Below are 12,596 nucleotides of genomic sequence, written 5' to 3'. Positions count from 1 at the left end.
GCAAACGGCGCAGCCACGCATCAAAGCCTGCACCACCCTCTCATTCACCCTGCGAGGTCAGGCCATGAACATTCCCATTCCACCAGAGACACCCGACCCCAACATCGACGACCCGAGCCTGCCGCCGCCAGTGCCGGAAGAAGATCCGGACGAGCTGCCGATCAAACCGACCGAGCCGCCTACGGTGGGCGACCCGCCGAGCCAGGAGCCACCGGTGAAGGCTTAAGAATAGACGAGGGAAACCGATGCACCCGCAACGGTGGTGCCGGCCGTGCACGGGTACCCGGCGCGGCCAGCACCATAGCTGAATCACCCAGCCGGTACTGCTGAAAGCGTGGCCGCGCTGATTTCGCGCATCTTGAACTTCTGCACCTTGCCGGTCACCGTCATGGGAAACTCGTCAACGAAACAGAAGTGCCGTGGCACCTTGTAGTGCGCGATGCGTGCCTTGCACCAGCCCTGCAACTCTTCAGCCGTTGCGCTGTGGCCGGGATGCAACTTGATCCAGGCCACCACTTCCTCGCCATACCTATCGCACGGGATGCCGATCACTTGGGCGTCCGCCACTGCAGGGTGGGTATAGAAGAACTCCTCGAGCTCGCGCGGATAAATGTTTTCGCCACCGCGAATGATCATGTCCTTGTTGCGCCCGACGATGCGCACATGGCCATCTGCGTCCATCACTGCCAGGTCGCCCGAGTGCATCCACCCTGCGGGATCGATGGCATCCGCCGTGGCCTGCGGGTTGTCCCAGTAACCGAGCATCACGCTGTAACCCCGTGTGCACAATTCGCCGATCTCGCCCCTGGGCACAATGCAGCCGTCGGCATTCACCAGTTTGGTCTCCAGATGGGGCTGGGTGCGGCCAACCGTGGTCACCCGTAGCTCCAGATCATCGTCGGGGCCAGTCTGCAGGGACACCGGGCTGGTTTCCGTCATGCCATAGGCAATTTGCACTTGGGCCATGTGCAGCTGGTCGATGACCCGGCGCATGACCTCGATCGGGCAGGTAGCACCGGCCATGATGCCGCTGCGCAGGGTCGAAAGGTCCAAGTGCTGGCGCGACGGGTGGTCGAGCATGGCGATGAACATGGTAGGCACGCCATAGAGGATGCTGGCGCGCTCCTCGGCAACAGCACGCAGAGTGAGCTCGGCATCGAAGGCGTCGCTGGGGTAGATCATGGTGCTGCCATGGGTGATGCAACCAAGGTTGGCCATGACCATGCCGAAGCAGTGGTACAGCGGCACCGGGATCACCATACGGTCGGTGTTGGTCAGGCCCAGACTTTCCCCGACCATGAAGCCGTTGTTGAGAATGTTGTAATGGCTGAGCGTGGCCCCTTTGGGTGCGCCGGTGGTGCCGGAGGTGTACTGGATGTTCACCGGCTGGTCGAACTGCAGCCCGCGCTGGCGCGCCTGATAAGCCTCATCAGCCGTCTGCGCTGCCCGCGCCGCCAGCGCAGGCCATGGCAGGAAGCCCGGTGGCGGGTTGCCGGCCAGGCTTATCACCCCACGCAGCTCGGGCAGGCGTTCGCTTGCCAGATAACCAGGCGCCACTGCCGCCAGCTCCGGCAGCAGCTCCTGAACCATGGCGTGGTAATCAGAGGTCTTGAAGGCATCGGCGCACACCAGCCAACGGCAGCCGGACTGACGCACTACATATTCCAACTCGCCCACCCGGTAGGCCGGATTGATGTTGACCAGAATCGCACCAACCTTGGCGCTGGCCAGCTGCAGGATGCACCACTGGGCGCAGTTGGGTGACCAGATGCCGATCCGGTCCCCCCTGTCGACACCCAGCGCCATCAACGCCCGGGCATAGACATCGACCTGTTCGGCCAACTGCTGCCAGGTGAAACGCAGGCCCTGATGGCGCACCACCAACGCCTCGTCATCGGCGTAACGGGCCACTGTGGCATCGAAGGCCTGACCGATGGTCAGGGTCAGCAAGGATTGGTCCTGACGACCGCGGGTGTAACTGGGTTGACTCATAGGTGTCCCTTCTTGTGGTTGTTCTGGGCACGACTGAAGCAAGCGACAAATACTGTGGCGCAGATTTACGTTTACGTAAAGGTGATGAACGGATTGACACTAACGGGGTGCAGGTTTACGTTAACGTAAAGGTGAAAACGACATAGCGCTCATCGCCAATGGCTACCGCTTCATGAGCTACGGTGTTTCCTAATTTCAAGAACAAGAAGGTGCCCCATGCATTACCCCTCCCTGAACTTCGCCCTGGGCGAAACCATCGACATGCTCCGTGACCAGGTGCGCACCTTCGTCGCCGCCGAGCTGGCGCCACGCGCCGCACAGATCGACCACGACAACCTGTTCCCTGCCGACATGTGGCGCAAGTTTGGCGACATGGGCCTGCTGGGCATCACGGTGCCGGAAGAGTACGGCGGCGCCGGCCTGGGCTACCTGGCCCACGTGGTGTCGATGGAAGAAATCAGCCGTGGCTCAGCCTCGGTGGCGCTGTCCTACGGCGCCCACTCCAACCTGTGCGTCAACCAGATCAACCGCAACGGCACCCATGAGCAGAAGCTCAAGTACCTGCCCAAACTGATCAGCGGTGAGCACATTGGCGCGCTGGCCATGAGCGAGCCAAACGCCGGCTCCGACGTGGTGTCGATGAAACTGCGCGCCGAAAAGCGCGGCGACCGCTACGTGCTCAACGGCAGCAAGACCTGGATCACCAACGGCCCGGATGCCAACACCTACGTGATCTACGCCAAGACCGACCTGGACAAGGGCGCGCACGGCATCACCGCGTTCATCGTCGAGCGCGACTGGCAAGGCTTCAGCCGCAGCAACAAGTTCGACAAGCTGGGCATGCGCGGCTCCAACACCTGCGAACTGTTCTTCGATGACGTCGAAGTACCGGAAGAAAACATCCTCGGCCAGCTCAACGGCGGCGTGCGCGTACTGATGAGCGGCCTGGACTACGAGCGCGTAGTGCTCTCCGGTGGCCCCACCGGCATCATGCAAAGCTGCATGGACCTGGTGGTCCCCTACATCCACGACCGCAAGCAGTTCGGCCAGAGCATCGGTGAGTTCCAGTTGATCCAGGGCAAGATCGCCGACATGTACACCCAACTGAACGCCAGCCGCGCCTACCTGTACGCCGTGGCCCAGGCCTGCGACCGTGGCGAGACCACACGCAAGGACGCCGCCGGGGTGATCCTGTACACCGCGGAGCGCGCCACGCAGATGGCCCTGGAAGCGATCCAGATCCTCGGCGGCAACGGCTACATCAATGAATTCCCGGCGGGCCGCTTGCTGCGTGATGCCAAGCTGTACGAGATCGGCGCCGGCACCAGCGAAATCCGCCGGATGCTGATCGGCCGCGAACTGTTCAACGAAACCCGCTGAGCACAAGGGACGGGCGCACATGGCTACCTTGCACACCCAGATCAACCCGCGTTCGGCGGAATTCGCCGGCAACAGCGCGGCCATGCTCGAACAGGTCCAGGTCCTGCGCGGCCTGCTCGCCCACATCGCCCAAGGCGGCGGGCCCAAGGCCCAGGAGCGGCACACCTCCAGGGGCAAACTGCTGCCGCGCGAGCGTATAGATCGCCTGCTGGACCCGGGCTCGCCATTCCTCGAAATCGGCCAGCTGGCCGCCCATGAGGTGTACGGCGAAGACGTGCCCGCTGCCGGCGTCATCGCGGGCATCGGCCGTGTCGAAGGCGTGGAATGCATGATCGTGGCCAACGACGCCACCGTAAAAGGCGGTTCGTACTACCCGCTGACGGTCAAAAAGCACCTGCGTGCGCAAACCATCGCCCAGCAGAACCGCCTGCCTTGCATCTACCTGGTGGACTCGGGCGGCGCCAACCTGCCGCGCCAGGATGAAGTGTTCCCGGACCGCGAGCACTTCGGGCGGATCTTCTTCAACCAGGCCAACATGAGCGCGCTGGGCATCCCGCAGATCGCCGTGGTCATGGGCTCGTGCACCGCAGGCGGCGCCTATGTGCCGGCCATGGCCGACGAAGCGATCATGGTCCGCCAGCAGGCGACCATCTTCCTGGCGGGCCCGCCACTGGTGAAAGCCGCGACGGGTGAGGTGGTGAGCGCCGAAGACCTCGGCGGTGCCGATGTACATTGCCGCACCAGCGGCGTGGCTGACCACTATGCCGACAATGATGAACACGCCCTGGCCCTGGCCCGGCGCAGCGTGGCCAACCTCAACTGGCACAAGCTCGGCAAGCTGCAACGCCAGGCGCCGGTTGCGCCGCTGTATCCCGCCCAAGAGCTGTACGGCGTGGTGCCGGCCGACGCCAAGCAACCGTTCGATGTGCGTGAGGTGATTGCGCGTCTGGTCGACGGGTCGGGTTTCGATGAATTCAAGGCACTGTTCGGCACCACGCTGGTGTGCGGCTTTGCCCACCTGCACGGCTACCCGGTGGCGATACTGGCCAACAACGGCATCCTGTTCGCCGAAGCCGCGCAAAAAGGCGCGCACTTTATCGAACTGGCCTGCCAACGCGGCATACCGCTGCTGTTCCTGCAGAACATCACCGGCTTCATGGTCGGCAAGAAATACGAAGAAGGCGGCATCGCCAAGCACGGCGCCAAGCTGGTCACTGCCGTGGCCTGCGCCCAGGTGCCGAAGTTCACGGTGATCATCGGTGGCAGCTTTGGCGCTGGCAACTACGGCATGTGTGGCCGCGCCTACGATCCGCGCTTCCTGTGGATGTGGCCCAACGCGCGGATTGGCGTGATGGGGGCCGAACAGGCCGCCGGAGTGTTGGCCCAGGTCAAGCGCGAGCAGAGTGAACGCAGCGGCCAGGCCTTCAGCGCCGAGGATGAGGCCAGGCTCAAGCAGCCGATTCTCGACCAGTACGAACACCAGGGTCACCCCTACTACTCCAGCGCCCGGCTGTGGGATGACGGCGTCATCGACCCGGCGCAGACCCGTGACGTGCTTGGCCTGGCGTTGTCCGCCGCGCTGAACGCACCGATCGAACAGAGCCGCTTCGGCATTTTCCGGATGTGACCCATGAGCGATTTCAGCACCCTCGAAGTGATCCGTGACCCGCGCGGCTTCGCCACCCTGTGGCTGAGCCGCGAGGACAAGAACAACGCATTCAATGCACAGATGATCCGCGAGCTGATCGTCGCCCTCGGGCAACTGGCCGACGACGCCAGCCTGCGCTTCATGCTGCTGCGCGGCCGTGGCCGCCATTTCAGCGCTGGCGCAGACCTGGCGTGGATGCAGCAATCGGCACAACTGGACTTCAACACCAACCTGGATGACGCCCGTGAACTGGGCGAACTGATGTACGCCCTGCATCGCCTGAAGGTACCCACCCTGGCCGTGGTGCAGGGCGCGGCCTTTGGCGGCGCCTTGGGGTTGATCAGTTGCTGCGACATGGCCATCGGCGCCGAGGATGCGCAGCTGTGCCTGTCCGAAGTACGCATCGGCCTGGCCCCGGCGGTGATCAGCCCGTTCGTGGTCAAGGCCATCGGTGAGCGTACCGCGCGCCGTTATGCCCTGACCGCCGAACGCTTCAGCGGCGTACGGGCCCGGGAACTGGGCCTGTTGGCAGAGGTGTACCCGGCCAGTGAGCTGGAAGTGCAGGTACAGGCCTGGGTAGACAACCTCTTGCAGAACAGCCCGCAAGCACTGCGCGCTACCAAGGACCTGCTGCGCGAGGTCGATGACGGTGAACTCAGCCCTGCCCTGCGCCGCTACTGCGAAAACGCCATTGCCCGTATCCGTGTCAGCGCCGAAGGTCAGGAGGGCCTGCGCGCCTTCCTGGAAAAACGTCGCCCCGCTTGGCAGACCGAGCCCAACAAGGAGCCGCGCCCATGAGCCGCCCGCCATTGACCACCCTGCTGGTCGCCAACCGTGGGGAAATCGCCTGCCGGGTGATGCGCACCGCCAAGGCCATGGGCCTGACCACCGTGGCCGTGCACAGCGCCACCGACCGCGACGCCCGCCACAGCCGCGAGGCGGATATCCGTGTCGAGCTGGGCGGCAGCAAGGCCGCTGACAGTTACCTGGTGATCGACAAGCTGCTCGCTGCGGCCAAAGCCAGCGGCGCCCAGGCCATTCACCCAGGCTACGGCTTTCTTTCGGAAAACGCAGGGTTTGCCCGAGCCATTGAAGACGCCGGGCTGATCTTCCTTGGCCCGCCGGCCAGCGCCATCGATGCCATGGGTAGCAAATCGGCGGCCAAGGCGCTGATGGAAGCGGCCGGCGTACCGCTGGTACCGGGTTATCACGGCGACGCCCAGGACCTGGAAACCTTCCGCGCCGCCGCCGAGCGCATCGGCTACCCGGTGCTGCTCAAGGCCAGCGCCGGGGGGGGCGGCAAGGGCATGAAAGTGGTGGAGGAAGAAAGCCAGCTGGCCGAAGCCCTCGCCTCGGCCCAGCGTGAAGCGCAGTCGTCATTCGGCGACGCGCGCATGCTGGTGGAAAAATACGTGCTCAAACCCCGCCACGTTGAGATCCAGGTGTTCGCCGATCAGCACGGCAACTGCCTGTACCTTAATGAGCGCGACTGCTCTATCCAGCGCCGCCATCAGAAAGTGGTCGAGGAAGCGCCTGCACCGGGGCTCTCCCCTGAATTGCGGCGGGCCATGGGCGAAGCGGCGGTACGCGCGGCCCAGGCCATCGGTTATGTCGGTGCCGGCACCGTGGAGTTTCTGCTCGACGCCCGTGGCGAGTTCTTCTTCATGGAGATGAATACCCGCCTGCAGGTCGAGCACCCGGTTACCGAAGCTATCACCGGCCTCGACCTGGTGGCCTGGCAGATCCGCATCGCCTGTGGCGAGCCGCTGCCGATTACCCAGGCGCAGGTGCCGCTGATCGGCCATGCTATCGAGGTGCGCCTGTATGCCGAAGATCCGGCCAACGACTTTCTGCCAGCCACAGGCACCCTGACGCTGTACCGCGAGTCTGCACCAGGCGAAGGTCGCCGGGTGGATAGCGGGGTAAGCGAGGGGGACGAGATCTCATCCTTTTATGACCCCATGCTGGGCAAGCTGATCGCCTGGGGCGAAAACCGCGAACAGGCACGCCTGCGCTTGCTGGCGATGCTGGACGAGTTCGCCATCGGCGGGCTGAAGACCAACATTGCCTTCCTGCGCCGCATCCTCGCCCACCCCGCATTCGCGGCGGCCGAGCTGGATACAGGCTTTATTCCACGTCATCAGGAGGTACTTCTGCCGGCGCCACAGCCATTGCCCGCAGGCTTCTGGCAAGCCGCAGGTAAAGCCTGGCTGCAGGGCCAGGCGCCGCATCAGCGTGACGACGACAGCTGCTCGCCATGGGCTGAGCGCTCAGGTTTACGCCTTGGCCTGCCGGCACACAGCTGCCTGCACCTGCGCAGTGGCGGAGAGTGCCAGGCGATTGCGCTTGAGCAAAGTGTTGTCTCGGCCTGGCAACTGGACGGCGAACAGCTAGGCCACGATGAAGGCGGCGTGCGCAGGCGTTATCTGGCGGTGCGCCGCGGTGGCACGCTGTATCTGCGCTGGGATGGTGAAATGCATGCCATTGAGGCCTTCGACCCGATCGCCGAGGCCGAAGCCAGCCACAGCCATCAGGGCGGACTGGGCGCGCCCATGAATGGCAGCATCGTGCGAGTGCTGGTGGAGCCGGGCCAAGTGGTGGAAGCCGGTACGGCGCTGGTGGTGCTGGAAGCCATGAAGATGGAACACAGCATTCGCGCTCCGCATGGTGGGACGGTAAAGGCGTTGTTTTGCCAGGAAGGGGATATGGTCAGCGAAGGGACGGTGCTGGTCGAACTGGTGGAGTGATGTAAACACGGGCCGCTTTGCGGCCCAATCGCCGGCAATCTAGAAGGTGCCGTGCACCCGCACAACCACCCCGAGAAACTCACACCCGTCCTCACACACCAACGCCGGGTAGCTGCTGTTCAGCGCCTTCAGATACCGCTGCCCACCCTCTTCGGCCAGCTCGCGGAGAATCGCCGATTTGCCAGGTTGGCGCGCAATTACCAACCTCCCAGGCTCAGCCTCCAGCCCCGGGTCCACCAGAATGCGCATGCCCTGGGGCACGCTACGGCCACTGGCAGTACTCATGGCATCGTTCTCTACGGTCAACCAGAACGCTTTACCTTGGGCGAGGTACTCGGTCTGCTCGAACACCGTGCCCTGCTCGTGCGCTGAGTCAGCCAACGCATCCCAGCCACGCACGGGGTAACGAAAACACACGATGTATTGCATCAGGTCTACATCGTCATCCTCTTCATCCAGCACATAGCGGCCACTGTCTTCACCCACCTGGCCCAGTACCCGCAGTTGCATGCTGACGTGGTAGTGGGGCATGCCCAGCTCGACGAAGACGCGGTTCATCGACTCGACCTTGGGCTGGCGCCGCTTGTTCACCCAATGCCCCACGCTGCCCTGGGAAACCCCAACGCGTTCGGCGAGCTGTTCTTGGGAGATATCGAGCTCCTCCATCCGGTCACGGACGAGGGCAATCCATTTATCCATATTCATCGCTGGCACGATACGGACTGCCTTCTGGCGCTCAATAAACATTCAGTATTATTTATCAGAAAGCACAAAAATACTTTAGGTATTAATATCAGTCCGGACCTTTTCCCTCTTGGCATGCGCAGGTATCAGGATGAAACCACCGAAAAACGACGAAACAGAACTCGACAGCGAAGCAGCCCGCCGCGCCCTCGACTACTACCTCAACCCCAACCCGCCGCGCCCCAGCATCGACAACAAGATCTGGACACTCCACGAAGGCGTCACCGCAGACCAGGCCCAGGAGCACGCCATCGCGCTGCTGCGCTGCGCCGCCGCCACCGCACACGAAACCGCCACCCATCAGGAAGGCAGCCACCGCGAGCTGACCTTTGCACTGATGCACATGATGGACATGGCCAGGGCGCTCTTGGAGCACAAGCGCACCCTACAGGGCGGTCGGTAGACAGGTTCGAAAAAGGGAGAGACGTGGTGGCCAGGTACGGCAAAGGCCCCGATTGCCGGGACCCAGGAAGTGCTTCGGTCAATATTTTTCAGCGAACACGTGAAAAATCATTTGACTGCCAAATGATAACGATTATTATTGCACTCAGCTGATCGCGAGATCTGCTGGATAACCTGGAGCTTAGGTCGCTCTCAGATTATCTCCTCATCAGGCTAATCACGGTTTTTGACCCGGCTTTTTGCCGGGTCTTTTTTTTGGCTCTTCAGGCTAATGAAGATCGTTGATGGCCGCGATTATAGCAAAAGTGTTTCAGGGCGTGAACGCTCATTACAAAACTTTGCGGAATCAGCACTTGAGAATCAATCTCGTTTCTACTAATCTGGTTTCGCATCACGGAAGATGCCCCCACCCCCACTCTTGAGCAAGGAGCTGACCATGAGCCGCCTGCTGCTGCCTTTTGAGCACCCAACGCCCGCAACCGGCCACGACGCCGAGGATGCCCTGCTGCACGGGCTCAAGCGCTTGCCACGCCGCGTTCAGCAAGTGTTCCTGCTCAACCGCTTGGACCAGCTGGACTTCGCCGGCATCGCCAGGCGCCTCGAATTGCCCTTGCTGAGCATCGAACGGCACATGAACCAGGCCCTGCAAACGGCCCGCCCGCAAGGTGATGCTGTGGCCAGCGTTGCCAGCCAATGGTATGTACGGCTGCAGAGCCCTGAGGCCACCGCCTGCGAGCGCATTGATTTTCGGCGCTGGCTGGACGCCGATGCAGCGCACCTGCAAGCCTTCCATGACACCGAACTGCGCTGGCGCAGCCTGCTCGCCCCAGCGAGGGAGCTGGGGCACGATGGCTGGTATCGGCAAGGGCGAGCGGCGATTTCGTTGGGTGGGTGTTCGATTGCGGTAGGGCTAGGCGTGGCGGTGCTGGTGCTGTTTGGCTACTGGGCGTAAGCCGCCTGGGTCGGCAGGACGCAAAGCCGGTATTTCTGCCAAATCAAGCCCGATGTCCGAATGGCCTGGACACGTAGGCAAGGAGCAACCAGCCTGACAGGCAAGAGGCTATAAAAATCGCTGCCAGGCCCATTGCCAAACTCTCCTCGCCTGAGGACGCCACCAGCAGGCTAACGCACCCACCACACGCAAAGAGTAGAGTGTTGCTGACCGAGGCAGCAGCCCCTGCGCGATCGGGATACCGACTGAGTGCGTATGTGGTTGCAGCCGGGCGGACGATCGTCGTGCCGATTGTGCATAACGTTAATGGCAACACCAGATTGATGAGCACCAGTTCACCGCTTGAAATGGCAAGATGCAGGGCTACGCCAGCGGTTCCTATCAGTGCAAATCCACAACCAATCTGCACCTGTGTACTCAGACTCCGATTCAGCGAATTGGCAATGACACCGCCGACCATGTAAGCCAATCCGTAGAAGAGGAACACCATGGAGAAGGCGAACTCCGTCAACCCTAGCGGGCCCATGAGCAACAAGGGGGACACAACAACAAATGAAAAATGACAAGAAAATGCCAAACAGGAAAATAGCGAATACACAAGAAACTTTCTATCTTTCAGAATCTGGCAATAGCCATGCAAAAAACCTCCCCGATAGCGGGAGCCTCCACTTTCATTCAATAACATTAAACAAAGTAAGAGTACCAATACTGCCAGCATGACAAACGCCTGAAAACTCCCCTTCCACCCCCAATATTGCTGAAGCACGCTGCCTGCTAACGGCGACATCGCTATAAAGACGCCGCTTGCACTGGTCAGAAGGATTCGCATTGCATTGCGCTGCTGGCCACTGTAACTGTCCTGCACCAGCGCTTGGCTTAGTACGAAACAGCCACAGCCCATGGCCTGCAACAGGCGAAACACCATGAAGGTCTCATAGTGGGTGGTGCGCATGCAGCCGATTGCCCCTGCAATGCCCATCAAGAGCCCAGCGATCAGCAACCGTTTTCTTCCCACACAATCGGAAAGCGGGCCGATCACCGCTTGGGATAGAGCCACACCCAGCGCAAATAAACTCACCGAATAGGCAATGCGCTTTGTATCGACTGCAAAATATTCAGCCATCTGCGCAACGGAAGGCAAAATGACGTCGAGTGGGAATACACCCAGCAGGCTGATAAGAATGAGCAAAATCGACAGGGAAGTAGTTTTAGCAGGCACACCATCACTCCGGTTACTGACGACAGGCGCTGACTAACACGCCTTCCGTTCCACCATCTTTTTCAAGGCATATACGAACCCACACAGGCAAGACATACAAGAGGAATTACTGAATGAAATACCTCAAATACGTGTAGGACTTTTGAACCCAACGTAGTGCTAGTCCGTCCTGGCAAGCCCATTCCACTCCGTTCCATCAGCAGCGTACTCAAGCCTGCAATCAACTTCTCAACAATAGGAAATCATTGAGGGTGCCGGTTTTTGTACACAGTCTCCCCCGTGAGGGGTGTACAGTACCCCCCACAACAAAGCCCAAGGAGCCAAGCCAATGGCCGTGACGCTGTCCCCTCTGCAGATCGACTGCGCTTTCGATTCCGGCAACATCCAGGTCCTGGATGCCAGCAACCCTGCCCAGGTCCACCTGGCCATTCGCCCGGACACCCACAGCGGCCACTTCCAGTGGTTCCACTTCAAGGTCAGCGGCCTCACGCCCGGTCAGGTCCATCGCTTCAGCCTGGACAACGCCAGCGAGTCTTCCTACAAGAACGCCTGGGCCGGCTACAACGCCGTGGCTTCCTACGACCAGCAAACCTGGTTCCGTGTGCCCAGCCAGTTCGATGGCAAGGCACTGGCCTTTGAAGTGAAAGCCGAGCAGGAGCAGATCTGGTTCGCCTACTTCGAGCCCTACCCGCGTGCGCGCCACAACCAGTTGATCGAGCGCGCCCAGCAGATTCCCGGTGTCGAACTGCTGGCCCATGGCCGCAGCGTGCAGGGCCGCGACATTCCGCTGTTGCGCGCAGGCGACGGAGCCGCCGGCAAGCGCAAGCTCTGGCTGATCGCCCAGCAGCACCCGGGCGAGCACATGGCCGAGTGGTTCATGGAGGGGGTAATCGACCGTCTTCAAGCCAATGACGCAGTCGTCCAGCAATTGCTGGCCAAGGCTGACCTGTACCTGATCCCAAACATGAACCCGGATGGCGCCTTTCTCGGCCACCTGCGCACCAACTTCAAAGGCCAGGACCTCAACCGGGCCTGGCAGGACGCCAGCGTCGACGCTAGCCCGGAGGTGTTCTTTGCCCAGGCGCAGATGAAGCAGTACGGGGTGGATGCGTTCATCGATGTGCATGGGGATGAAGAAATCCCGCATGTATTCACGGCAGCCTGCGAGGGCAACCCCGGCTATACGCCACGCCTGGCCAAGCTTGAAGAGCAGTTCCGTAGCACCTTGTGCAGCGTTACGCCTGACTTCCAGACCAAGTATGGCTATACCCGCGATGAGCCGGGGCAGGCCAATACGACGCTGGCGTGCAATGCGGTGGGCATGGCGTACGACTGCCTGTCGTTGACCCTGGAGATGCCATTCAAGGACCATGACGATGCACCCAACCCGGTTACCGGCTGGTCGGGAGAGCGGTCCAAGGTATTGGCAGGGGCGGTGCTGGAGACCTTGCTGAAGATTGCTGACGATTTGCGCTGATCAGTGCCGGCCTTTTTCGCGGGGCAAGCCCGCGA

General features: G+C 61.6%; 11 protein-coding genes. 8 read left to right on the top strand and 3 right to left on the bottom strand.

The window, feature by feature from the left end; translation table 11 throughout:
• The first annotated feature begins 64 nt into the window (after positions 1-64).
• Positions 65-226 (top strand): hypothetical protein, encoded by a 162-nt coding sequence (locus JET17_RS09265; RefSeq protein WP_012313715.1) that lies wholly within the window; start codon positions 65-67, stop codon positions 224-226.
• Positions 227-309: 83 nt separating this feature from the next.
• Here JET17_RS09265 and JET17_RS09260 read toward each other — a convergent pair whose 3' ends face one another.
• The gene (locus tag JET17_RS09260; RefSeq protein ID WP_012313714.1) at positions 310-1,992 is read right to left on the bottom strand and encodes an AMP-binding protein; all 1,683 of its coding nucleotides are present in this window, start codon (positions 1,990-1,992) and stop codon (positions 310-312) included.
• A 216-nt stretch (positions 1,993-2,208) separates the two neighbouring features.
• Here JET17_RS09260 and JET17_RS09255 point away from each other — a divergent pair, with 216 nt between their 5' ends.
• The 4 genes from JET17_RS09255 to JET17_RS09240 are packed head-to-tail and all read left to right on the top strand — an operon-like array spanning position 2,209 to position 7,767.
• Complete coding sequence (locus tag JET17_RS09255) at positions 2,209-3,372, top strand: isovaleryl-CoA dehydrogenase (RefSeq protein ID WP_012313713.1); 1,164 nt, start codon at positions 2,209-2,211, stop codon at positions 3,370-3,372.
• Positions 3,373-3,391: 19 nt separating this feature from the next.
• Positions 3,392-4,999 carry a carboxyl transferase domain-containing protein gene (locus JET17_RS09250; protein ID WP_012313712.1) on the top strand — a complete coding sequence of 536 codons (1,608 nt, stop codon included), beginning with the start codon at positions 3,392-3,394 and terminating at the stop codon, positions 4,997-4,999.
• 3 nt (positions 5,000-5,002) lie between these two features.
• Entirely contained in the window at positions 5,003-5,818 is an 816-nt protein-coding gene (locus tag JET17_RS09245) for a gamma-carboxygeranoyl-CoA hydratase (RefSeq protein WP_012313711.1), read from the top strand.
• Entirely contained in the window at positions 5,815-7,767 is a 1,953-nt protein-coding gene (locus JET17_RS09240; protein WP_012313710.1) for an acetyl/propionyl/methylcrotonyl-CoA carboxylase subunit alpha, read from the top strand. Before JET17_RS09245 ends, JET17_RS09240 begins: the two co-directional genes overlap by 4 nt.
• Positions 7,768-7,806: 39 nt before the next feature.
• Here the strand turns inward: JET17_RS09240 and JET17_RS09235 are convergent, their stop codons facing one another.
• A complete protein-coding gene (locus JET17_RS09235) occupies positions 7,807-8,514 on the bottom strand; it encodes a LexA family transcriptional regulator (RefSeq protein WP_012313709.1) in 708 nt (235 codons plus the stop codon).
• 88 nt (positions 8,515-8,602) lie between these two features.
• On the opposite strand from JET17_RS09235, the gene JET17_RS09230 reads away from it, so the two are divergent.
• Positions 8,603-8,914 (top strand): DUF6124 family protein, encoded by a 312-nt coding sequence (locus tag JET17_RS09230; protein WP_012313708.1) that lies wholly within the window; start codon positions 8,603-8,605, stop codon positions 8,912-8,914.
• A gap of 435 nt (positions 8,915-9,349) precedes the next feature.
• The gene (locus JET17_RS09225) at positions 9,350-9,865 is read left to right on the top strand and encodes a DUF4880 domain-containing protein (protein ID WP_012313707.1); all 516 of its coding nucleotides are present in this window, start codon (positions 9,350-9,352) and stop codon (positions 9,863-9,865) included.
• Positions 9,866-9,908: 43 nt separating this feature from the next.
• Here the strand turns inward: JET17_RS09225 and JET17_RS09220 are convergent, their stop codons facing one another.
• Positions 9,909-11,084, bottom strand: a complete 1,176-nt coding sequence (locus JET17_RS09220; RefSeq protein ID WP_012313706.1) for an MFS transporter — start codon at positions 11,082-11,084, stop codon at positions 9,909-9,911.
• A 328-nt stretch (positions 11,085-11,412) separates the two neighbouring features.
• Between JET17_RS09220 and JET17_RS09215 the strand changes: the two genes are divergently transcribed.
• The gene (locus JET17_RS09215) at positions 11,413-12,561 is read left to right on the top strand and encodes a M14 family metallopeptidase (RefSeq protein ID WP_012313705.1); all 1,149 of its coding nucleotides are present in this window, start codon (positions 11,413-11,415) and stop codon (positions 12,559-12,561) included.
• Positions 12,562-12,596 lie beyond the last annotated feature (35 nt).

This window comes from Pseudomonas putida (genome assembly GCF_016406145.1).
In the GTDB taxonomy this organism is placed as follows: domain Bacteria; phylum Pseudomonadota; class Gammaproteobacteria; order Pseudomonadales; family Pseudomonadaceae; genus Aquipseudomonas; species Aquipseudomonas putida_E.
Note: the sequence above shows the minus strand (reverse complement) of the source record. Positions and strands in the feature narration are given on the sequence as shown.

Excerpts from the sequence above, each read along its gene's own strand:
- JET17_RS09215 (WP_012313705.1), top strand. The coding sequence starts at position 11,413 with ATGGCCGTGACGCTGTCCCCTCTGCAGATCGACTGCGCTTTCGATTCC.
- JET17_RS09230 (WP_012313708.1), top strand. The coding sequence starts at position 8,603 with ATGAAACCACCGAAAAACGACGAAACAGAACTCGACAGCGAAGCAGCC.
- JET17_RS09235 (WP_012313709.1), bottom strand. The coding sequence starts at position 8,514 with ATGTTTATTGAGCGCCAGAAGGCAGTCCGTATCGTGCCAGCGATGAAT.
- JET17_RS09260 (WP_012313714.1), bottom strand. The coding sequence starts at position 1,992 with ATGAGTCAACCCAGTTACACCCGCGGTCGTCAGGACCAATCCTTGCTG.
- JET17_RS09250 (WP_012313712.1), top strand. The coding sequence starts at position 3,392 with ATGGCTACCTTGCACACCCAGATCAACCCGCGTTCGGCGGAATTCGCC.
- JET17_RS09265 (WP_012313715.1), top strand. The coding sequence starts at position 65 with ATGAACATTCCCATTCCACCAGAGACACCCGACCCCAACATCGACGAC.
- JET17_RS09225 (WP_012313707.1), top strand. The coding sequence starts at position 9,350 with ATGAGCCGCCTGCTGCTGCCTTTTGAGCACCCAACGCCCGCAACCGGC.
- JET17_RS09240 (WP_012313710.1), top strand. The coding sequence starts at position 5,815 with ATGAGCCGCCCGCCATTGACCACCCTGCTGGTCGCCAACCGTGGGGAA.
- JET17_RS09245 (WP_012313711.1), top strand. The coding sequence starts at position 5,003 with ATGAGCGATTTCAGCACCCTCGAAGTGATCCGTGACCCGCGCGGCTTC.
- JET17_RS09255 (WP_012313713.1), top strand. The coding sequence starts at position 2,209 with ATGCATTACCCCTCCCTGAACTTCGCCCTGGGCGAAACCATCGACATG.